The organism is Methylocystis rosea SV97 (assembly GCF_000372845.1).
GTDB classification, from domain to species: Bacteria; Pseudomonadota; Alphaproteobacteria; order Rhizobiales; family Beijerinckiaceae; genus Methylocystis; species Methylocystis rosea.
Map to the genome: position 1 here is coordinate 2,705,881 of NZ_KB889963.1, position 21,468 is coordinate 2,727,348.

The 21,468-nt window shown below is 64.1% G+C and carries 19 protein-coding genes; 12 read left to right on the plus strand and 7 right to left on the minus strand.

Going from position 1 to position 21,468, the window contains the following annotated elements:
- Nucleotides 1-580: 580 nt before the first annotated feature.
- Both A3OO_RS0114310 and A3OO_RS0114315 read left to right on the plus strand, forming a co-directional pair.
- Nucleotides 581-1,165, plus strand: a complete 585-nt coding sequence (locus A3OO_RS0114310; RefSeq protein WP_018408520.1) for an isochorismatase family protein — start codon at nt 581-583, stop codon at nt 1,163-1,165.
- A gap of 118 nt (nt 1,166-1,283) precedes the next feature.
- The gene (locus A3OO_RS0114315) at nt 1,284-2,615 is read left to right on the plus strand and encodes a nicotinate phosphoribosyltransferase (protein ID WP_018408521.1); all 1,332 of its coding nucleotides are present in this window, start codon (nt 1,284-1,286) and stop codon (nt 2,613-2,615) included.
- An 89-nt stretch (nt 2,616-2,704) separates the two neighbouring features.
- Here A3OO_RS0114315 and A3OO_RS0114320 read toward each other — a convergent pair whose 3' ends face one another.
- Together A3OO_RS0114320 and A3OO_RS0114325 are read right to left on the minus strand one after the other, a co-directional pair.
- Nucleotides 2,705-2,953 carry a hypothetical protein gene (locus A3OO_RS0114320; RefSeq protein WP_018408522.1) on the minus strand — a complete coding sequence of 83 codons (249 nt, stop codon included), beginning with the start codon at nt 2,951-2,953 and terminating at the stop codon, nt 2,705-2,707.
- 63 nt (nt 2,954-3,016) lie between these two features.
- Entirely contained in the window at nt 3,017-3,421 is a 405-nt protein-coding gene (locus tag A3OO_RS0114325) for a BLUF domain-containing protein (protein ID WP_018408523.1), read from the minus strand.
- Between the two features lie 301 nt (nt 3,422-3,722).
- Here A3OO_RS0114325 and A3OO_RS0114330 point away from each other — a divergent pair, with 301 nt between their 5' ends.
- The 10 genes from A3OO_RS0114330 to A3OO_RS0114375 all read left to right on the plus strand — a co-directional run bounded on the left by A3OO_RS0114330 (nt 3,723) and on the right by A3OO_RS0114375 (nt 14,952).
- Nucleotides 3,723-3,995, plus strand: a complete 273-nt coding sequence (locus tag A3OO_RS0114330; protein ID WP_018408524.1) for a hypothetical protein — start codon at nt 3,723-3,725, stop codon at nt 3,993-3,995.
- 33 nt (nt 3,996-4,028) lie between these two features.
- Nucleotides 4,029-4,604 (plus strand): DUF2585 domain-containing protein, encoded by a 576-nt coding sequence (locus tag A3OO_RS0114335; RefSeq protein WP_018408525.1) that lies wholly within the window; start codon nt 4,029-4,031, stop codon nt 4,602-4,604.
- Nucleotides 4,605-4,699: 95 nt separating this feature from the next.
- Nucleotides 4,700-5,830: a glutamate 5-kinase gene (gene proB / locus A3OO_RS0114340; protein ID WP_018408526.1), complete on the plus strand. Its 1,131-nt coding sequence runs from the start codon at nt 4,700-4,702 to the stop codon at nt 5,828-5,830.
- 411 nt (nt 5,831-6,241) lie between these two features.
- Nucleotides 6,242-6,673, plus strand: coding sequence for an Rrf2 family transcriptional regulator (locus A3OO_RS0114345; protein ID WP_018408527.1), 432 nt, complete (start codon nt 6,242-6,244; stop codon nt 6,671-6,673).
- Nucleotides 6,674-6,766: 93 nt separating this feature from the next.
- Nucleotides 6,767-8,431, plus strand: coding sequence for a hydroxylamine reductase (hcp, locus tag A3OO_RS0114350; protein WP_018408528.1), 1,665 nt, complete (start codon nt 6,767-6,769; stop codon nt 8,429-8,431).
- 53 nt (nt 8,432-8,484) lie between these two features.
- Nucleotides 8,485-9,513, plus strand: coding sequence for a 2Fe-2S iron-sulfur cluster-binding protein (locus A3OO_RS0114355; protein ID WP_018408529.1), 1,029 nt, complete (start codon nt 8,485-8,487; stop codon nt 9,511-9,513).
- Nucleotides 9,514-9,987: 474 nt separating this feature from the next.
- Entirely contained in the window at nt 9,988-11,976 is a 1,989-nt protein-coding gene (locus tag A3OO_RS0114360; RefSeq protein WP_018408530.1) for a hypothetical protein, read from the plus strand.
- A 147-nt stretch (nt 11,977-12,123) separates the two neighbouring features.
- Nucleotides 12,124-12,861: a DUF2076 domain-containing protein gene (locus A3OO_RS0114365; protein WP_018408531.1), complete on the plus strand. Its 738-nt coding sequence runs from the start codon at nt 12,124-12,126 to the stop codon at nt 12,859-12,861.
- 138 nt (nt 12,862-12,999) lie between these two features.
- The gene (locus A3OO_RS0114370; protein ID WP_018408532.1) at nt 13,000-13,350 is read left to right on the plus strand and encodes a hypothetical protein; all 351 of its coding nucleotides are present in this window, start codon (nt 13,000-13,002) and stop codon (nt 13,348-13,350) included.
- A gap of 21 nt (nt 13,351-13,371) precedes the next feature.
- A complete protein-coding gene (locus A3OO_RS0114375; protein ID WP_018408533.1) occupies nt 13,372-14,952 on the plus strand; it encodes a L,D-transpeptidase family protein in 1,581 nt (526 codons plus the stop codon).
- 113 nt (nt 14,953-15,065) lie between these two features.
- On the opposite strand, the gene A3OO_RS0114385 is transcribed toward A3OO_RS0114375, so the two are convergent.
- The 5 genes from A3OO_RS0114385 to A3OO_RS0114405 all read right to left on the minus strand — a co-directional run bounded on the left by A3OO_RS0114385 (nt 15,066) and on the right by A3OO_RS0114405 (nt 21,409).
- Nucleotides 15,066-15,782, minus strand: a complete 717-nt coding sequence (locus A3OO_RS0114385; RefSeq protein WP_018408535.1) for an HD domain-containing protein — start codon at nt 15,780-15,782, stop codon at nt 15,066-15,068.
- A gap of 49 nt (nt 15,783-15,831) precedes the next feature.
- Nucleotides 15,832-18,048, minus strand: a complete 2,217-nt coding sequence (locus tag A3OO_RS0114390; RefSeq protein ID WP_018408536.1) for a CHASE2 domain-containing protein — start codon at nt 18,046-18,048, stop codon at nt 15,832-15,834.
- A gap of 64 nt (nt 18,049-18,112) precedes the next feature.
- Complete coding sequence (locus tag A3OO_RS24585; RefSeq protein ID WP_018408537.1) at nt 18,113-19,372, minus strand: FecR family protein; 1,260 nt, start codon at nt 19,370-19,372, stop codon at nt 18,113-18,115.
- A gap of 12 nt (nt 19,373-19,384) precedes the next feature.
- Nucleotides 19,385-20,713: a tetratricopeptide repeat protein gene (locus A3OO_RS0114400; RefSeq protein ID WP_245257164.1), complete on the minus strand. Its 1,329-nt coding sequence runs from the start codon at nt 20,711-20,713 to the stop codon at nt 19,385-19,387.
- 294 nt (nt 20,714-21,007) lie between these two features.
- Nucleotides 21,008-21,409, minus strand: a complete 402-nt coding sequence (locus tag A3OO_RS0114405; protein WP_018408539.1) for a hypothetical protein — start codon at nt 21,407-21,409, stop codon at nt 21,008-21,010.
- Nucleotides 21,410-21,468 lie beyond the last annotated feature (59 nt).

Genomic DNA, 21,468 nt, shown 5'->3' on the forward strand with positions numbered 1-21,468 from the left:
CGCGCGATTGGGCAATCTTCAGCCAGGCCGCAACATCGCGCGGCAGAACTGGGCTGCGCCGCCGCCCACGCATCCGATCCACTGCTTTGGCTGCGCTAAGACTTTAATTTTAAAATACTTTGCAGGGGAACAATGCAAATGTGACGCGGTTTCTCTCCCTTCAAGGAGGATGTGTCATGCCGGACAGAGCGCCGGGCGATTGGCGGAACGCGGCCGGCGGCAAGATGGGAGAGCGGCCCGACGCCGCAATGAAATCGATTAGCGAGCAGCTGAGATCCAAGTTCGCCAACGTCCTCACAGAGCCGCTGCCCAAGAGGATCATGGATGTGATGGCCGAGTTGGATTGGGGGCGCGGCGGCGGGAGCCCGACGCGCACGAACCGTCGAAATCCCGCCAGCGCCAAATCTCGACGGCCCTAGCGAGTTCGCTCATTGCGGCCCTCTCATTAGCAAACCGCTGAGCCCGCCTCTGGCGCTCGCGCTGAGCCGCACCCGCAGCTAGGATCATCCCCAAGGAACACGCCCTGCGCCCGCTTTCGATAAGAACCGGGCGCGCGCGCCGTTCCTCGCGGAGCAACATCATGGCCAGCGAAGCGATCCGGCTACGGCCTGGCGACGCGCTTATCGTCCTGGACGTGCAGCGCGATTTCTGCGCCGGCGGCGCCTTAGAAGTTTCCGGGGCCGACAAGATCGTCTCCGTTGTCAATGAACTCATCACGGAAGCCGTGGCCGCCGGCGTTCCCATCGTCGCGTCGCGCGACTGGCATCCAACCGGCCATGCCAGCTTTCGCGACTGCGGCGGACCATGGCCGGCGCATTGCGTTCAGGACAGCGCCGGCGCGCAATTCCATCCAGACCTGCGCCTGCCCGAGCGCGCCATCATCGTCAGCAAAGGAGAATTGCTCGAGCGCGATCAGCTTTCCGCGCTCAACGGCACGGGTCTCGGCGAGCGGCTGCGGCGTCTTGGCGTGCGTCGCGTCTTGATCGTCGGACTGGCGCTCGACGTCTGCGTGCTCGAGACGGCGCTGGACGCCGTCTCGGAAGAATTTGAAACGCATGTGCGGCTTTCCGGCGCGCGCGCCATAACGCCGGAAGGCGGAAGAGACGCTGTCAAAAAGATGCGGAAGGCGGGCGTCTTCGTCGAAGATAGCCAAGACGAATTTTGAACGGCATGCGCACATTACAGCAATGAAGATTTGCCCGTGCCTAGCGGCGTAGCTATGGTCCCGACCGGCGCGTGAGCGCTTCCAGCTCTATCCAGTCGACGCGTTAAAAGGAGCGGTCGTGTCCAGCAGCGCGCTCTTCGTGGATCTTTATGAATTCGCGATGCTGCGCGCCTATTTCGAATTGGGCATGAACGCGCAAGCGACGTTCAGCCTTTTCGTGCGCAATATGCCGCCCCAACGCAATTTTCTGATCGCCGCGGGTTTGGACGATCTTCTTCATGAGATCGAGCACTGGCGTTTTGAGCCGCACCACATCGACTATCTGGGCTCGCTCAAAATTTCTTCGAAGCCGTTCCTCGACTGGCTCGCGGACTTCCGCTTTTCCGGCGACATCTATGCGATGCGTGAGGGCACGCCGTTCTTTGAAAACGAACCGATCCTGGAAGTGGTAGCGCCCATCGCCGAAGCGCAGCTCATCGAAACGTTCGTTCTCAATCAGATCGGACTGCAAACGATACTGGCGTCCAAAGCGGCGCGCGTCGTCGCCGCGGCGCGCGGCGCCAGCGTCGTGGATTTTGGCGCAAGACGCGCGCAAGGCATGGATGCGGCGACAAAGGGCGCGCGCGCATTCTATATCGCTGGAGTCGAGTCGACCTCCAATGTCGCGGCCGGGCAAGCCTATGGATTGCCCGTCGCCGGAACGATGGCGCATAGCTTTATCGAAGCCTGCGCCTCCGAGATGGACGCCTTTCAATCTTTCAGCGAGGTCTTTCCCGGCACGACATTGCTCGTCGATACCTATGACACGCTCGAAGGCGTCAAGAAGGTCGTCGCGCTCGCGAAGGCGCGCGGGCCGACCTTCAACATTCGCGCGGTGCGTCTCGACTCCGGCGATCTCGACATGCTGTCGCGCCAGACGCGCCGCATCCTTGATGAAGCCGGCTTGACCGACGTGCAGATCGTCGCCAGCGGCGGCCTTGAGGAGACCAAGATCGACGCTCTGACGTCGGGCGGCGCGCCTATCGATGTCTTTGGCGTCGGGACGGATATGGCGGTGTCGAGCGACGCGCCAAACCTCGACATCGCCTATAAGCTGACCGAATACGCCGGCAAGGGACGGATGAAACTCTCGGCGGGCAAGCGCTCGCTGCCGGGCCGCAAGCAGGTTTTTCGAGAGTTTAGAGACGGCGTCGCGGTGAGGGACGTCATCGCCCGAGAGGGCGAAACTCTGCCAGGCGTCCCATTGCTGCAGCCGTTCATGCTGTCAGGTCGCCGGGTCGCGGAGCAGTCATGCGACCTTCCGCAAATTCGCGATTACGCGAAAGAGCAGCTCGCTGCGCTGCCGCCGCATCTGCGGATGCTGCAATCGCGTGAGGCGCGCTATCACGTGGCGATTAGCGACGAACTCGCCAGCTATGAGCGCGAGACTCGCGCGCATTTGATCGACTGATGGTTTGGCGAACTTGGCGCGGCCGAACGCTCGGCCGCGAACTGGGCGAATTCCTCTCTGCGCAGACAGAAAATGAGCGCAAGCGGAGCCTAGCGTCTATCCTTCAGGTCGATGAATTCGGACGTGAACCGTTTGAGCGCAGTGCGCAAATCGTCGGCATATCCTGTCGCGCCCAGCGACTGGAACCTTTCGATGTCGGCGAGCATCAGTTCTCTCACCGGCGCCGCGCCGCGATGCAGATTGACCAAATAACCGGATAAAAGCCGGCCGTCCCGGCCCCTAGCCGCCGCCTTGATCTCGCTCTCAGACGAGCCGATTTTCTTGGCAATTCCTAACATTCGTCGCTCCGAAGGGCGGACAGCGCGCCCGATGTCCGCGAACTGCCTAAGCAAGAATTGCGCTCACCTGAGCTCGGCGAACGCCGACGCCTGACCAAATCTAAAAAAACCGTCAACCATCGGGGAAAGACCGCCGTCGCGCGGCGCCGATTCCCGCGTAGCGGCCGTGTATTCCGGCGCGCCGCACACGAGCTTCATGCCCCAGTCCGGGTAGCTGCGCATCGAAATGCGTTCGTGAACGAGCTTGACGACGCCGGAGTGCCGGGAGTCCCTCCGGATTTGCAAATAGAGCGGCGTCAGCGCTTGTCTGGGACCTTCCAGAATTTGCAAAAAATTCAGGCCGTTGTAGAGCAGCGCCCCGCTGATGCGCAGCGGCCGATTCCGCTCTGCGGACTTCTCGACCATTCCCTCGATCGCGGAGAGGTTCAGATCAAGATCCGCGTTACTGAAATAAACAAGTCGATGCATCAGTGGCCTCCCAGCGCCGCCGCCATCCGACCAGAGAATTCCGCCTCACGAGTCGCCCGTCAACAGCCACACGCTGAAAGAGGGATAGAACCAAAATGAAAATTATGCAATAGTTTCATATGCTTGACCTAGCTCAAGACCTCGCGCCAAAACTCGTGTTCCAGTCATAGGTTCGTATCAAGCGGACGCTATTTAGGGGGTATATTGCAGCCCTTTTCAGTCGTTGGGGAGACGCTGGCGCTGCCGCGTCTCCCCCTTTTGCAATTGGCGCGCACACAGCGACAGCTCCAGGGGAAATAACATGATCTCGCCAGCGCCTTCCCTCCTCCTCACTTCGCTCAAGACCTGTCAGGACTGCGCATCGCGTTTCATGGACTTCGGCCTGATCAACACGCGGTCGGCGCTGCAATTCGGGCAAGATGTATGGGCGGCGAGATCGCCGCACGACGTCGCCGAAGCCATGGTCGGCTACGGCCGCAGACAATTTGAATGCTGGACTGAGGAGCTGGAGGAGTTCTCGATTGCGGCCGGCAAGAAGACCCCAGACGCCGAGGTCGTCGGACTGGGAGACTAGTTTTCCATCGCCCGATTTTCCAGTTGAGAAGATATGAGTATCAGCGCATCGACGGCGTGTGACGTCGCGGCGGCGACGATCGCCGCGCTTATCGTTCAGGCTGGCGCGCTTTGGGCGCTCGGCCGGCCGTTTCTTTGCGCCTGCGGCAAATTCAAGCTCTGGGAGGGCGACGCCTCCTCTCCCGGCCTCTCTCAGCAGCTCACCGACTGGTACAGCTTCACGCATATCATTCACGGCGTGCTGTTCTATTTACTGCTTTGGCTTGCTGCGCCGGGACTGTCGGTCGGGCAGCGCTTCATGATCGCGTTGGCCCTCGAAGTCGGATGGGAGATCCTAGAGAATACGCCCTTCGCCATCCGACACTATCGCAAGCAGCCGCCGGCGCAGGACTACGCAGGAGACAGCATCGTCAATTCGCTTGCCGATACGCTGGCGATGGCGCTGGGCTTCGTCCTTGCGTGGCGGCTCCCGGCTTTGGCCGTCATCGCAATAGCCGTACTTCTTGAAGTCGGAGTCGCGCTGAACATTAGAGACAATTTCACTCTCAATGTGCTGAGTTTCATCTATCCTTTCGAGTTCATCCGCCGCTGGCAGAAGGGCGGGCCATAAGCGCCGATTTGCGGTCGTTGGCGGGCTGGGCTAACTCAAGCGTTCCCTAAGCCGCGCTCGCAAACCCCCTATCTCGGACATTTCGCCTCGCTCGCATGACCAAGCGCGCTCCCGTCCTCGCCGACTTTAAACGCATCGTCGTGAAGGTCGGCTCATCGCTCATCGTCGACCCCAACAAGGCGTCGGCGAAACGCGCCTGGCTGAAGCGCCTCGCCGACGACGTCGCCGATCTGCATCGCGCCGGCGCCGACGTGCTGGTCGTGTCGTCAGGCGCCGTGGCGCTGGGACGCAGCGTGCTGGGCTTTCCGCGCGGCGCGCTGAAACTCGAAGACAGCCAGGCCGCCGCCGCGGTCGGCCAGATCGCCCTGGCGCGGCTCTGGGCCGAGATCCTGCACGACCGCGGCCTCGTCGCCGGGCAGGTGCTGGTGACGCTCGGCGACACGGAGGAGCGCCGCCGCTATCTCTATGCGCGCGAATGCCTGACGCGGCTTTTGTCGCTGCGCGCCGTGCCGGTGATCAACGAGAACGACACGGTCGCGACGGCGGAAATCCGCTATGGCGACAATGACCGCCTCGCCGCCCGCGTCGCCACCATGGCGAGCGCCGATCTGTTGATCCTGCTTTCCGACGTCGACGGGCTCTACAGCGCCCCACCCGATTCCAACCCCGACGCCAGACACATCGACGTCGTGCCACGCGTCACCGCCGAGATCGAAGCGATGGCGGGAGGCGCCGCCTCGCAATATTCGCGCGGCGGCATGCGCACCAAGATCGAAGCGGCGAAAATCGCCACGACCGGCGGCGCGCATATGGTGATCGCCGACGGTCGCGAAGAGGCGCCGATTGCGCGCATCGCGGCAGGCGGGCGCTGCACCTGGTTTCTGACGCCGTCCAATCCGGTGACGGCGCGCAAGAAATGGATCGCCGGCTCGCTGGAGCCGAAAGGCGCGGTGCATATCGACGACGGCGCAGCAAAGGCGCTGCGCTCAGGCCGGAGCCTGCTGCCGGCGGGCGTGACGCGAATCGAGGGCGGCTTCGCGCGCGGCGATTGCATATTGATCCGCAACGCCAAGGGCGGCGAGATCGGCCGTGGCCTCGTGACCTATGACGCGGTCGATGCGGCGAAGATCGTCGGGCGCTCGACAAAGGACATCGAGGCGCTGCTGGGTTTTAAAGGGCCCGACGAGATCATCCACCGCGACGACATGGCGCTGGGCGGAGGGTGAAGCGTGTAGAGGCGATGCTTCGCAGTCCTCGTCCTTCGAGACGCGCCTTACAGGCGCTCCTCAGGATGAGGACTGCTTTTTTCCTGCATGCTGAACGCAACGTTATGCGGCTGCAAGATCAGGCTTTCATGCGCACCACCCAAGTTCCCTCATCCTGAGGAGCTCGCGCAGCGCGTGTCTCGAAGGAAGAGGGGACGGGTTCATTAGCGCAAGCAATCCCGAGCCCGTCATGGCCGGGCTTGACCCGGCCATCCACGCCGCGACATTTCGCAAATGCTGCAGGGCGCATGTAGCGGAGCCACGTGGATGCCCGGCACAAGGCCGGGCATGACGCCGAGGGACTCGCGGCCGTACTCGCTCGCGGTGAGACGCAATATTTCAGAATTACAAATACCGTGTTAAATTGAGTCCATGCGGCTCACGACCTTCACCGACTTTGGCCTGCGCGCCCTCATCCTCCTCGCCGACCGCAATCCGGAGGTGATGAGCGCGGCGGCGATCGCCGATCATTTCGACGTTTCGCGCCACCATATGGCGAAAGTGCTGCAGGAGCTCGCCGCGGCCGGATATGTCGAGGGCATCCGCGGCGCACAGGGCGGCGTGCGACTGGCGCGCGATCCGCGCGATATCCGAATCGGCGAGGTGGTCCGAAGGCTTGATGACCAACCGCTGGTCGAATGTTTCAGCGCGCAAGGCAGCAACTGCGCGCTTTTGCCGCGCTGCCGACTGAAGGGCATGTTAGCGCGCGCCGAACAGGGATTTATGCGCGAACTCGATCGCTACACCCTGCACGACTGCCTCGAAAAAACCGCCACCTTTCCCCTCGCCGATCTCTCCGCCTGAACATGCGCCGCGAGCATCGCTCGTCACGTCTTGACTTCCGAGCTTTTTAATACGCATTCTAAATACCTATTAAGGGAGCCAGGAGGGAGCGACATGTTCTGTTACCAATGCGAGCAGACTTACCGGTCGGATGAGGGCGCCGGCTGCGCCGGCGCGAAAGGCATGTGCGGCAAGGACGCGACAACCGCCGATCTGCAGGACATTCTGCTCTATGTCTGCGAGGGCGTCGGCCAATATCTGCATCGCGCGCGCCAGTTTGGGGCGACGGACTTTGAAGCCGACCGCTTCATCCTCTTCGCCTTCTTCACGACCCTCACCAACGTCAATTTCAATGCAGCGAAATTCGTCGAACTGATCCAGCAGGCCTCGCAGATCCGCGATCGCGCCAAGGCGCTTTACGAAGACGCCGCGCGCGCCGCGAGCAAGACGCCCGAGACTCTCTCCGGACCCGCCGCTTTCGCGCCTGCCAGCGACATGGCCGGACTTTCCTCACAAGCCTCGGAGGCGGCGGTGCGCAAGGACGCAGCGATCCTCGGCGAGGATGCGGTCGGCGCGCGTGCGCTCATTCTCTATGGCCTCAAAGGCGTTTGCGCCTATGCGCATCACGCGCGCGTTCTGGGCGAAGAGCGCGACGCGATCTATGCGACGGTCGAACATGCGCTCGATATGCTGGCGCGCGAAGAGCGCGACGTCGCGACGCTGCTCGACGAGGCGCTGGCGCTCGGCCGCGCCAACTTCCTCGCCATGGAGGCGCTCGACGCGGCCAACACCGGCGCCTTCGGCGCGCCGTCGCCAACGAACGTGCGCGTGACGCCGATCAAGGGAAAAGCGATCCTTGTCTCCGGCCATGATCTGAAGGATCTGCACGCGATCCTCGAAGCGACGAAGGACAAGGGCATCAACGTCTATACGCATGGCGAAATGCTGCCGGCGCATTCCTATCCCAAGCTCAAGGCCTATCCGCATCTCGCCGGCAATTACGGCGGCGCCTGGCAGGAACAGCAGAAGGAATTCGCCGAATTCCCCGGCCCGATCGTGATGACCTCCAACTGCCTCATCGAGCCGCAGCCGCGCTACCGCGGACGCATCTTCACGGCGGGTCCTGTTGGATGGGCCGGCGTACGCCACATCGCCGACGAGAATTTCGCGATTGTCGCGCAGGCGGCGCAGGCCCTGCCCGGCTTCACTGAGGACGCGCCGGAGCAGACCATCACCATCGGCTTTGGGCGCGAGGCCGTGCTCGGCGTCGCCGACAAGGTGGTCGACGCGGTCAAGAGCGGCGCCATCCGCCACTTCTTCCTCGTCGGCGGCTGCGACGGGGCCGCGCCGGGCCGCAACTACTACACCGACTTTGCCGACGAAGCGCCGAAGGATACGGTGATCCTGACGCTCGGCTGCGGCAAATATCGCTTCAACAAGCATGACTTCGGGACGATCGGCGGGCTGCCGCGTCTTCTCGACATGGGCCAGTGCAACGACGCCTATTCCGCGCTCGTCGTCGCGACGAAACTCGCTGAAGCCTTCGGCGTCGGTGTCAACGAACTGCCGCTGTCGCTCATCGTTTCCTGGTTCGAGCAGAAGGCCGCGGCCGTTCTTCTCACGCTGCTCGCGCTCGGCGTGCGCAATGTGCGTATCGGCCCGACGCTGCCGGCCTTCCTCACGCCCGCGCTCGTTGACGTGCTGGTGGAAAAGTTCGGCGTCCAGCCGATCGGCGACGCCAAATCCGACATCGCGGCCTCGCTCGCCCGCGCCGCCTAGCCATCATGCAGCGGACGCCCACCTCGGGCGTCCGCCCATTGCCGGAATCCGCCATGTACAAGGTCAGCCTTCTCACGCGCGACGGCGCGACGATCGCCTTCGACGCCGATCCCTCCGACACGCTACTGGACGCCGCCGAACGCGCGAGCATTTATCTCCCCTCCTCCTGCCGGGAGGGCGGCTGCGGCGCCTGCCGCGTCGCTCGCGCAAGCGGAGACGTCGAACTCATGTCCTACAGCAGCGTAGCGCTAAGCGAGGACGAGCGCATGGCGGGCGACATATTGCTGTGCCGCGCCCAGCCGCGCAGCGATCTTGCATTGCGGGCGCCCTTCGACGAAGCGGCGGTCGGCTTTGCGCCTGTGCCCGAACGGCGCGCGACGCTCGTTGCGATTGAACCCGCAGGCTCGGGCGCCATGCGCCTGCAGCTTCAATATGAGGACGATCCGACGTTCGGGCGCGCGGCGCAGTTCACCGCCGGGCAATTTATCGAACTCACGCTTCCCGACGGCTCCCCGAAGCGCTCCTATTCGCTCGCCAATGCGCCGAACTGGGGCGGAATGCTCGAGCTGTTCATCCGCCTTCAGCCGCACGGCGCCTTTTCGGATTATCTTCGTGATCGCGCCGCCATCGGCGATACGCTGCTTGTGCGCGGTCCGCAGGGGCAGTTCACGCTCGATGAGTCGAGCGCGGCGCCGCGCTGGTTTGTCGTCGGCGGCACCGGCCTCGCGCCGGCTCTCTCGATGCTGCGGCAAATGGCCGAATTCGCCGATCAGCGTTCCTGCCGGCTGTTCTTCGGGGTCAACAAAGTCGACGAGCTTTTCGCGCTCGACGCCATCGACGCGCTGAAAGCGGCATTGCCGCAACTCGTCGTAACGCTCTGCGTGTGGAAGCCGGAACAGGAATGGCCCGATTTCGTCGGGACGCCTGTTGAGGCGCTCGCGCAGGCGCTGTCGACGGCATCCGAGACGCCGGACATTTACGCCTGCGGCCCGCCTGCGCTCATCGCCGCGGCCGAGGAAGCTGGCCGTGCCGCTGGCGTCCCGCATGATCGCATCTTCAGCGAGAAGTTTACGGCGGCGTAAGCGGGGTTCCGCGTCATGGCCGCCTTGTCCCGGCCATCCACGCCGGGACATTGCGCGAAGGCTGAAAGCGCTGCGCAGCGGCGCCGCGTGGATGCCCGCGACAAGCGCGGGCATGACGCTGAAAGGTAACGTCCCGACGATAGCCGCAGCCGCGTAAGGTTGAAGCGCCGCTGGATATAGCACTGTCTCAGCCGCCGGGCCGAAGGGGCCCGGCGACGGCATCGTCCCGTAAGCCGGTCGACGAAGCTTTAGCTCCCTGCGCCGGCCGCTGGACCGGACGAGCGCGACGTCGTGAGCGTGGCGGGCGGACGTCGCCATTTTGACCCATTTCTTTCAAAGAATGAGCCGCAAGCAATGGGCCGCTGTGCGAAAGTCGCGCATCAGGTCCCCAGCCGGATTCCCGCCAGCTCCGTATCCTGCGAACCGGCCTCTGACGAAGAAACCCATCGAGGGCGGTCCAAGAGAGGGTCACAAATGTTTTCAGCGCGCCGATTCGCTACATCCTTGCCTGTCGCAAGCGCCTTTTTTGCCTTTCTTTTTCCCTTCTCAAACGCCCAGGCTCAAGATTCGCCCTGCGAGGAATCGGCTGAGGTCGCGGTTGTAACGTCGCCGGCGTCGCCTTGGACAGGGGCGCCCTTGCGCATCCTCGTCGCAGCGGAAAAGCCGCTCGACGGCGAGCTTTCGCTGATTGGGCCTGATGGAAGGGTCGCGGCCAGATCGCGCGGACAGCGGGGCGGGCCCCCCTATGTCTGGTTCGCCGAAGTTGCGTCGCCGGCCGCCGGCGCGTGGCATGCGACGCTCAACACCACTTCGTCTAGCTGCAGCACGAAGGAAATCGACGTGAGCGCGCCCAAGACGTCCGCGTCGCGCGCGGCGGAAGGCGCCGTCTGGCAGGTGCACAACACATGGAACCGCGCGACGGAGAATTTGTATTCGGCCTGGGTCGCCAAGCTTTTTGATGCGCCGCTCGAAGCGGAGCAGTCCTGGAAGACGTGGCATGAGGTGCTGCGAAATCCTTCGCGGAATGTCCTGTTCAATCATCTCGGAACGAACGAAGACAGTCTCACCCTATCGCTGAAACCCGACTGCGCCGATTTCGTCTACTTCTTGCGCGCCTATTTCGCTTACAAGATGGGGCTGCCTTTCGCCTATTCGAATTGCTCGCGCGGGGCCGGCGGCGCGCCGCCGCGATGCAATGAACGATTCGATATACTGCATCCCCAACTGACCCGACCCGCGCCGCCGCCCGAACAAGCCGTGGCGTCGGCCGCAGCTCCGCCAGCCCCTGCACCGGCAGCGGCGCCTACGAATCTCTTGCAGCAACTGTTTTCACAGCCGCAGCAGGTCCAGGCCGGAGCGCCAGCCGCCCCCGCGGCGGCTCCCGCGAAACCGCCTGCGCCGAAGCGGCCGGCCGGCGTCGCCGGATATTTCCGGGCAGTGGGCGACGTCGTTCATTCCGGTTCGGTGCGCGCGCCGGCAAACAGCGACAAGTCCGACTTTTACACGATTCCGCTGACGCAGGAGACGCTGCGTCCCGGAACCGCCTACGCTGATCCGTACGGGCACGTCATGATGCTGGTGCAACGCATTCCGCAGACGGCGGACGCCGCCGGCGTGTTTCTCGCCGTCGACGCCGAGCCGGATGGCACCGTCACGCGCAAGCGGTTCTGGCGCGGCAATTTCCTTTTCGCGAACGGCGCTTCCCTCGGCAGCCCGGGCTTCAAACGCTTCCGGCCGATCGTGCGGGAGAACGGCGGGTTGCGGGCGCTCACCAACGCCGAGATCGCCAGGAACTCGGATTACGGCGATTTCTCTCTGGAGCAATCACAACTCAGCGCCGAGGATTTCTACGATCGCATGGACGAGGTGATGTCGCCTGAGCCGCTCGATCCGACGCGCGCGATGATGGCCGCCATCATGGCGCTTGAAGAGCAGGTGAAGACGCGCGCGACGGCGGTCGAAAACGGTCGAAAGTTCCAGAACGGCGGGCGCGGCGAGGCATCGATGCCCGACGGTCCCGCGATCTTTGCGACCTCCGGCGCGTGGGAAGACTTCTCGACGCCGGCGCGCGACCTCCGCCTGCTGATTGCGATCGATGTTGTGCGCGGATTTCCAGATCGTGTCGCTCGACGCAGCGATCGCTACGCCATGCCGTTTGGCAGAGGTCTGGCGGGCGTTCAGGCCCAACTGCAAAGCGCGCTGGCGAGCGAGCTCGCGGCGCGCACCTTTTCCTATACGCGCAGCGACGGCTCCGCCTGGACGCTCTCGCTCAAAGACGTCATGGACCGCGCGGCGGACCTTGAGATGGGCTACAACCCCAACGACTGCGTCGAGCTGCGGTGGGGCGCTTCGGACGGGAGCGCCGAGGCGGCGACATGCACGCGGCGCGCGCCGGCCGCCCAACGCGCGAAGATGACGGACTATCGCAACTGGTTCCGCGAACGCCACTGGCCGCACGCGTAGCGCGGAAGAATTGGGGCGCGTCCCACTTTACCGCCAGATTTCGAAAGTTTAATCGGCCGCGTTCGCGCTTGGGGCTTGGCGGCGTTTTGCGCCGGGGCCATATCTTCCTGCGTCGCGCCTTCGAGGGCGGCAACGATGGAGAACTCTATGTCACCGGAAGAACGCCAACTTATCGCTGGACTGTTCGAGCGCACCAAGAGCGCCGCCTCGACGCCGCGCGACCAGGCGGCGGAGGCTTTCATCAGCGAACAGATCAAAGCTCAGCCGGCGGCGCCCTATCTCCTGGCGCAGACCGTGATCGTGCAGGATCAGGCGCTGCAAGGCGCCAATGCGCGCATCGAGGAGCTCGAGGCGCGTGTGCAGGAGCTTGAGTCAAAGCCCGCCGGCGGTTTCCTTGGCGGCCTGTTCGGCGGTGGTCCCCGTCCGGAGCCGCCGCGTCCTCCTCAACAGGCGCGTCCGAGCGGACCTTGGGGCGGCGCCCAGCAGGGCGGCATGAATCCCGTGGCCGGCGGCTACGCGCCGCAGGGCTGGGGCCAACAGCAGCCGCCAGCGCCTGAAAGCGGCGGATTTCTCAAGGGCGCGCTCGGGACCGCCGCGGGCGTCGCGGGCGGCGTGCTGCTCGCCGACGGCATCCGCAACCTGTTCTCGCATGGCGCCGGCTATGGCGGGATGGGGAATCTCGGCATCGGCTCCGGCTTTACGCCAACCGGCGGCGATACGGTGATCAACAACTACTACGGCGATCAGCAGTCGGGCGCCGCCGACGCCGGTTATGACTCCGGCGACAACGCCGGCGGGGTGGAGGACGCAGATTATGGCGCGGACCCCGGCTTCGATGACGGCGGCGGCTTCGATAGCGGCGGCGACGGCGGCTTCGACGTCTGATGAAATTTGGCTCCCGGCCCACAAGGCCGGGAGTTCTTGTATCTGGCGCCCTGTGCGCCAGCGCACCGCGACTCCCCATGCGGCGTTCTAGGGTCCGACCATCCGCTGATCGAGCGGACGGACCACGGGGAACTCGCCATGAACCGTTCAATGAACAACACGACGAACCGCACGACCAAGACCAGCTTCGCTTCGCGACCGGTTCGTATCGCGCTGGCCATGAAGATCGCCTTCGCGATCCTCGCCGCCAATGTCAGCTTCGCCGCCGCCAAGGCGCTCCTTGTCAAGGCGCCGGACAGGGAGCTTACGCGCGTCGCCGCTGACGCCTCGCCCGTAAAGCCCTTCATCCTCCCCATCGACTGGCAGGAGTCGACCGCCGTCGCGCAGTCGGATCCTACGCAGAATTGTCATGGCGTCACCGTCGAGACCGACGAGGGCTATGGCGTGCGCGGAGAAACGATCCGTTTCGTTTGCCGCAAGGCCTTGTAGAGGCTCACAGGAGTTCGAGTCATGTTTCGCGTTTCGCTCCTTCCGCAGGCTGCTCCTTTCATCATCGCAGGCGCACTGCTCGCCGCCCCGGCCATGGCGCAGATGTCGAAGGCGCAAAACGATGCGCCCGACTCGCCAGCAGCCACAGAGCGCAGGGCGAGGCCGGCGCTAGAGCGCGAGAATTCCGACCGGCCGACGACCAACGCGCCGCGGGAAGTTGATGAGCAGCAGAGCGATGAGCGCGAGGGGCTCGAAAAGCAAAAGGAAGCCGACGCGCCGCAAGGCTTCGATGACAAGCAGAGGGCCGATGAGCGGCAAGCGACCGATGCGCGCGAAAGCCTGGCGCGGGCGCTGCGCGACTGGTCGAATGAGGAGCCCGACGACAGCCAAAGCGTCCAGCGTTCGGAAATCGCCGCTTACTACAAGAACCGCGATTATGCGCCGATCTGGCGCGATGCGGACGGCTTCGCCAAATCGGCGAAAAGCGCCCTGGACACTCTGCGCGACGCCGGCCGCGACGGCCTGCGCGTAAAGACTCCTGCGCAAGAGTCGTCCTGGAGCGCCGAGGGCGAACTGGCGCTATCGGAGGCCGTGGCCGATTATGCGGCGCAAGCGAGCGGCGCCCGGGTCAATCCCGCAACTATTTCGCCTGACATTGAGGAGCGGCCATCGGTGGTCAAGCCGGCGCAAGCGCTCGACGCGATCGCCGAGGCTGGGGATGAGGCCGGCGCGCGGCTTGCCGCCTTCAATCCGCCGCACCCGGCCTATGCCGCCCTGCGCGAGAAACTTGCCGAACTGCGCGCCGCGCGCGGCCATCCGCGCCGCGAGGCCGCCGCAGCTCACGAGTCGGATGCGCGGCCCATCACGAATTTTGCCTCGTTGCCCGAAGCCAAGGCGAAGCGCGTCGAGGCGGAGATCATCGCCAATATGGAGCGGTGGCGTTGGGAGCCGCGCGACATGGGCGCGACGCGCCTCGAAATCAATATTCCGCAATACGAGGTGGCCTTCACGCGCGACAATGAACTCGTGCAGCGCGAGCGCGTTGTCGTCGGGAAGAAGACGTCGCCAACGCCGGTATTTTCCGACGTGATGCCATATCTCATCATCAATCCGACCTGGACCGTTCCGGAGTCGATTATCGAAAAGGAGCTGGAGCCCAAAACCGGCGGCAAGCTCTCCAAGCTTCGCACGCGCGGATACAAAGTGACCTACCGCAATGGAAAGCCATTCGTTCAGCAGGAGCCCGGCGAGAAGAACGCGCTTGGCCGGCTCAAATTCGTCTTCCCGAACGATCTCTTGATCTACATGCACGACACGCCGCAGAAGAAACTCTTCGCTCGCGCCAAGCGCGCATACAGTCACGGATGCGTGCGTGTCCAGAATCCGTTCAAGCTCGCGGAAGAAGTCATCGGGCGTCCTGACTATGACGAAAAGCGCCTGAAGGCTCTGATCGGCAAGAAGGAGCACCGCATCAATCTGGCGAAGCCCATTCCGGTGCACATCGAATATTTCACTGCCGTGGTGAACGACGACGGCGCGCTGAAACTTTACGACGACATTTACGGCTATTCGGCGAAGGTGCGCTCGGCGCTCGCTCTGTAATTGGAGCAGGGTCCGAAAAAGTTGACAGACTTTTTCGGTGAGAACCTGCTCCAACATTTTGATTTTGAGCGCTTCCTAATCAATCACATGTTTCGATGTGATCGGGAAGCGCTCTAGGCCGACGAGGCGAGCCGCGCCACCTGCCGGCGCAATTCCTCCTGCGCGCGCGCGAGATTTTGATGCGCCCGCGTGGACCAGAGCTTGCGCGTCTCGTCGAGGCGGTAAAGCGCGTCTCCATGCGCCGCGAATGTGTCGATCATCTGGAGCCGCCCGAGGCAAAAGAGCGGCTCTGGCACCCAGGCGTATTCGAAACGAAGCCGCGCCAGATTTTGCTCGAACTCGGGCCAGGACGCGCCGAGCGAGGAAAGATCGAGGTCCAGGAAGAGGTCCAGATCGCGCGAAAAGCCCGGATAATGCTCAGCCTTCGCGCGCGCGTTGAGGTGGTTCGCTGTGGCCATGATAAGGTCATGGATGGCCTGCGTATCCCTTTCGTCGAATTTCGAGTGACGTTCGAAGAGCGTTGCGCTCGCGCGAACATTTTCGGCGTCGGGACGAAGCAGACCGTCGTCGTCGCGTGTCACATAGACAGCGTCATGCCAGAAGATGGCGGCGGCGATCAGATCTGCCCGGACGGCGAGCGCCTTCAAGCGGTCGAGCTTCGTCAGTAAATCGACGATATGATCCCAATCATGATACCTGCGTTGCGGTTCGCGATAGGCGGCGTCGATAACCGAAAAAGCATTCGTGTCATGACGTGCGGCAATCAGGGCCCAATAATTCCGTACCGGATTGGAGATCATGCGCGAGTAGCGATCATAAGAGAAACCCATAATACGTGCGGCTACACGGCAGGACAGCAGTCGCGCCCGGACGAAGACGTCACTTGCTCGAAAGATTCCATACCGAAGACCAGTTATCCTGCGATCCCTCCCTGGCGAGACCGCGATACCTCTGCTCCAGAACGACATAGAGCGCGGGCCAGGGCTCGGGAACCGATCGCGCCAACGCCGAGGCGCCCTCGGCGGCGGCCTCGAATCGGCCCGACTCATATTCCTGGCGCATGAGGTCGTGCGACTTGCGCCAGCGCACATACGAGTCCGAGACAGCCACCCCGCTGTCGCCGACGAGCGCGAAAACCCTCGTCGGTTCGCTCTTTCCGACGACGCGGACACGCCCAAGGTCAAGCCAGGCGAGGTCGGGCGCGGCGTCGCGCACCGCGCCAGAGGCCACAATGTCCGTCTGAAAGGCCTTGCTCGCCCCTTCGAGCCGCGACGCGAGATTCACCGTGTCGCCGAGAATCGAATAGTCGAAGCGGCGGATGGACCCCATGTTGCCGACGCTGCAAGGGCCGAGATTGAGGCCAAGCCCCATCGCCGCGGGCTGCGCATCATTGCCCGACGACGCAGCGGCCTCGGCGCGCCTTTTGTTGAGGCTGACGAGAGCCTCGCGCATCGTCAGGGCGGCCTGAACGGCCTTGCGCGGATGGTCGTCGATATCGAGCGGCGCGTTCCAGAAGGCGAGCACCGCATCGCCCATATATTTGTCGATCGTGCCTTCCTTTTCGAGGATGGCGTCGGTCATCGGGGTCAAATATTCATTCATGAACTGCGTGAGTTCGCGCGCGTTCATCCCTTCTGAAATCCCTGAGAAATTGCGCAGATCTGAAAACAGCACGGTCAATTCGCGCGTCTCGCCGCCGAGCACCAGCCGTTCCGGATGTTCGGCGAGGCGATCGACGACGGTAGGTGAGACGAACTTACCGAATGCCTGACGGACATGGCGACGCGCGGAAGTTTCGGACCGCCAGAGCGTCACTGCGCCGAAGAGATAACCGCCAATAATTGCGAGACTCGGATAAGAGGGGTCGAGCAGCAAGCCGCGGCGATCGAACAGATAAAAGGCGCCGGCGAATAGCCCCGCGACGGCGAGCGGCGCCGCCGCCGCCGAGACGAGCGGCGGCGCGACGAAGAGCAGGCTCATGATCAGCAAAAACGCGAAGGCGGCGACGACGAACTCCAGTCCGGGCGCCCAGTCCGGGCGCGCGAGCAGCGAGCCCGATGCGATCGATTCGACGATCTGCGCATGCACGTCGACGCCGGGAACGACCGGCTCCAGGGGCGTCGCGCGGACGTCGCCGAGACCCGTCGCCAACGCGCCGACGAAGATGATGCGCCCCTCGATTTCGTCGCGCGCGACGCGGCCCTCGAGCACGTCCTTGGCTGAAATGTCTCGCACAGCATTGGTATGCGAATAGCGTGGCCGAACCTCTGCGTTGGGGCCGGTCGCAATCTCGAAGGCGCCGACCTTTATCGCGTTGACGCCCGTCTGTTTGCCGAAGGCCGTTTGTCCGCTGGCGTTTGAAGACCGAATGACGATGGCCGGCTCGCCCTGGGCGATGCGCAGGGCTTCGAGCGCCAGGGAGGGCATGACAACGTCGCCGGCGCGCGTCACCAGCGGCACCCGACGAACGATCTGGTCGTGATCGGGCAGCCAGTTTGTCGCGCCGAGTCCTCGCGCCGCTTCCGCAAGCTTTCGTGCCGGGCCGACCGCGCCGGCGAACGCGGCGAGAAAGGGTGCGGGATCGTCGCCCGTGGTGACCAGCCCCGACTTCGCGGGCAGCGGCGCCGAAACCGCGTCGGTCAGCGTGACTCCAAGCGTGGCGGGCGCCTTCGAGAGCGCCTGAGCCAAGATTTGATCGCCGCTCGGCGCTTTTGCGACGAGCTTCGCCACCTCGGCGCGGGCGCGTGGGTCAGGAATCGCCTCGATGAGCTGGGACGCTCCGGCGCGATCCGCCTCCGCGAAGATGAAGTCGAAGGCGATGGACGCCGCGCCGAGTTCGCGCAGGCGGTCAAGAAGTTCGGCGAGCCGGGCGCGCGGCCAAGGCCATTGCCCATAGGCGCTGAGACTTTTCTCGTCGACGCCGACGACCCGCGTCGGCGCCTCGGGATCATAGGCGCGAGGAGCCAGACGCTGGAACGTGTCGAAGACAAAGTTGCGAAGGTCGTCGAGCGCCCGGGGTTGAATAACTCCCCAGGGAAAAATGAGAACCGCAGCGGCGACGATCGCGAGAAGGTAGGCGCGACGCCGCTTCAACATTTCCACCTCGCATGACGGTCACGCCGCCGCCAGGGGGATTGGCGAGGCTGGCGACGCCGCAGAACTAGTAGCCCGGACCGTCAATCGCAACGGGCCCGCCTCCGTGACCGCCGCTCCCATGACCGCTGCTTCCGTGACTCCCTTGGCCGCCGCCGCTTCCATGGCCCGAGCCGCCGCCCCCGAAGAGGCCTCCACCGCCGCCTTCGCCGCCGTGACCGCCCTCGCCACCGCCGTACTGGCCGCCCTCGCCGCCTTCATAGCCGCCGCCATGGCCGCTTTCGCCATGGCCGCCGCCATAACCGCCGCCGTGACCGCCCTCGCCGCCGTGACCACCTTCGCCATGGCCGCCGTGGCCGCCCTCGCCATGTCCGCCGTGGCCGCCCTCGCCATGACCGCCGTGGCCGCCCTCGCCATGTCCGCCATGACCGCCTTCGCCGCCTTCATGACCCCCGTGATCATGGCCGCCATGTCCGCCGTGTCCGCCGTGTCCGCCGTGATCATGATCGTCGTGGTGGCCGTCATTTCCGCCCTGGCGCGCTGGCGTTGGCAGCGGCGCAGGCTGGTTGTCGACATTGGCGCGGCTCTGCACCAGCGCATTGCCGAACCAAACCGGACCGAGCGCGTCGAGGCCCGGCGGGCTGACGACGTCCGGCGGACGGTCGTTGCCGAGCGCGAGATTCGCCTCTTCGTTTGTCGGCGAGCGCTTGGCGCCGCCGCGCTGCGTTTTGCCGCTCTCCAACGCGGCGACGATTTGCGCGATCGTTTCAGGCGGCACGAGAAAAGGCTCCGACACCGGCCCGCCGCTCGGCGCGCAAACGCCATAGCCCGGACGCGTGAGCGCCTGGCCGCCAACATCGATGAAACCATATTGATGCACGACGAGCGTGCCGCACGAGCCGCCAACCCGAACCAGCGCCGTCCCACCGCGCACGCCAATGGACGCCGTCGGCGTCCGCAGCTTTGTGCCGCCTTCGTGGCTGACGCCGCCGCCGACGAAGCGCATGACGCCCTTCGCCATCGACACGCCCTGCTGACCGCCGCCGCCTTGTGAATAGACAAAATCGTCAACGGTGACGGCGCTGTTGCGCCCGACGGTCATCGTCGATGTGTCGTTAAAGACGATCTGGGCGCTGCCGTACGGACTCGTCTCGATGCGTTCGCGCCGCTGCACGCCAAGGCCAACCGATAGCGAGCGCTTCGCGGCGCCCGGCGGCGTGCCATGGGCACTCTGATTGACCGCGCCGACGTTCCCGACGTTATCTGCGAGCGCGGGGCCCGCGACGAGCGCGAGAGCGGTTGTGGCGGCCGCGGAGAACTTTTTCATTTATCGTCTCCGTCAGAACTTTGCCGTTGGCCCGAAACTGACAGACACGTTGTCAGTCTTGAAATTCGGCAGATTTGAATCGTTGCGCGCATACTCGACGTTGCCGGCGAAACCGAAATACGGCGTGATCGGCAAGTCCACCATCAGGCCGCCGATCCAGACGGTGTCTCGACGCGCGACGAAGGGATTGATCACCGGATTGGCGGCGTCGAAGGCAAGATGCGTAAAGCGGCCATAAGGCGCGAAGGTCCATCTGCGCGGAATAATTGGAAATGGCGGGTCGACCTCGAGCCGCAGCATCGCCTGAACGTCCACCTGATCGGAAGATTGCTGCGGATTGCCCGCCCACGCCCGCGTATAGGCGACGCGACCTTCAAGCCTCAGGTCGTTTGTCAGTCTGTAGGAGCTGCTCAAGTAGCCTGTGACGACGTCGCCAGTCGCCAACGTCGATACTGTCGAATAGGGCGAAAAACCGGTATAGCCGAGGAAGCCCGGCGAGGGATCAACCCAGATCGCCCGCCATTCGGCGCCCGGCTCGAACCACAGGTCGCGACTGAGTTCCGCGCCGAAACTCATGCCCGCGCCGCCGGCGTTCAGATAATTGCTGCCGCCGAGCAGCGCCACCGCGCCGGTCACGTATGGCTTGATGGAGAGGCCCGGATAAAGATCGGGCGCGATATGGATGCGGGGTCCTACGGAGCCGGCGAATAGCGCGACGCTATATTGCGGCAGGCGAAATTGCTCGGTGGCGTAGCCCGTCACGCGCGTCTCGAGCTGGTCGCCGCGCGCATTCTGAAAATCCAGATCATGCGCGGCCTGCACCAACTGAAAGCTGTTGATGTCGCCCTTGCGCGAGGCGGCCGACGCGACGCCGACGCCGCCGACCTGGAAAAGATTATTGGTCGGGAAGAAATTGGCGTTCGATTGCGCCCGGAGGCCGACGTGCATCCGCAGATAAAGCCGGTTGGCTTGCGTGCGCTTCTCGATATCGGGCAGCTGCGCTTCGACCTGAGCCACCTGAACCGGATCGAGGCCGCCTTCGGCGAGCGCGTTGCGCAAATGCTGCGCCGAGAGTTCATAGGCGCCGAGCCGCGCATAAAGGAAACCAAGCTCCTTTCGGGCGCGCGACAAGTTCGGGTTGAACATCAGCATACGTTCGAGCGCGCCGATCCCCGCTTCATAGTCGCGTAGCTCCGTCGACAGCAGGACGTAGCGATAGGTCGCGTCATAGTCGGTTGGATTATGCTGAATATAGGCTGCGAGGCGCTCCTGTTCGGCGCGCGGATCCTCCTGCGCCAGAGCCGGACTGAAAAGTGCGAATGCGGCAAACAGTGCGCCCAAAAGCCTCGGCGCCGCTCTATATGCGAACATAAATGGCAAGCCCCCGTAAAAAATCGGAAACGGCGATCGAAGCCCGGACCGTCAGCTGAACCGGAAGCTGACTCATGTCGCCTGGAGTAGCAAGCTAGCGCCGGAAGATGCGCCGATGCGAACGACACGACGGCGCAATGTGTCTGCTGCGAATTAATCCTATGCAGCAACGGCTTAAGGCCTTTTGTGCCCATTCTCCTTGCGCGAACGGCGGATACAACAAATTCTCGGGTGTTGCCTTGAAAGCACAGGCGCGACGCGCGGCTAACGCCGTAGCCCGCCATCGAAGAGAGAGACAACTTCGCCGCTTTCCGTCGACGACCGCTCCGCGACCGAGGAAAGAATGACGCCCCTACGCCAGCGCGCCGAGAACGCCCGGCGGCGCGGACGCGCGATGGCGCGTGAATCATCGCAAGACGCGCCCGGCGCGAAGAGCCAGCGCAGCACGATCAGCAAGTCGGCGGCGCGGCGCGACGCGCCGATCTCCACGGCGTTGCGGATGTCGGCGACGACTCGCCCGCGCGCGGCGTCGAGCGACACGGCCCGGCGGTATCGCGCCAGCATGCGATGGTGCTTGTCGCTGGGGCTCACGCCCAAGATGAGTTCATGGCTGCGCAGACCCGCCATTTCGGCGCAACGCTCGATCGGCGTCAATTCGGGAATCATTTTCAGGTTCTCCCAGTCGCTTGCTCTGCCACGGGTCCTTTGCCTCTTGTCGGCAGCAT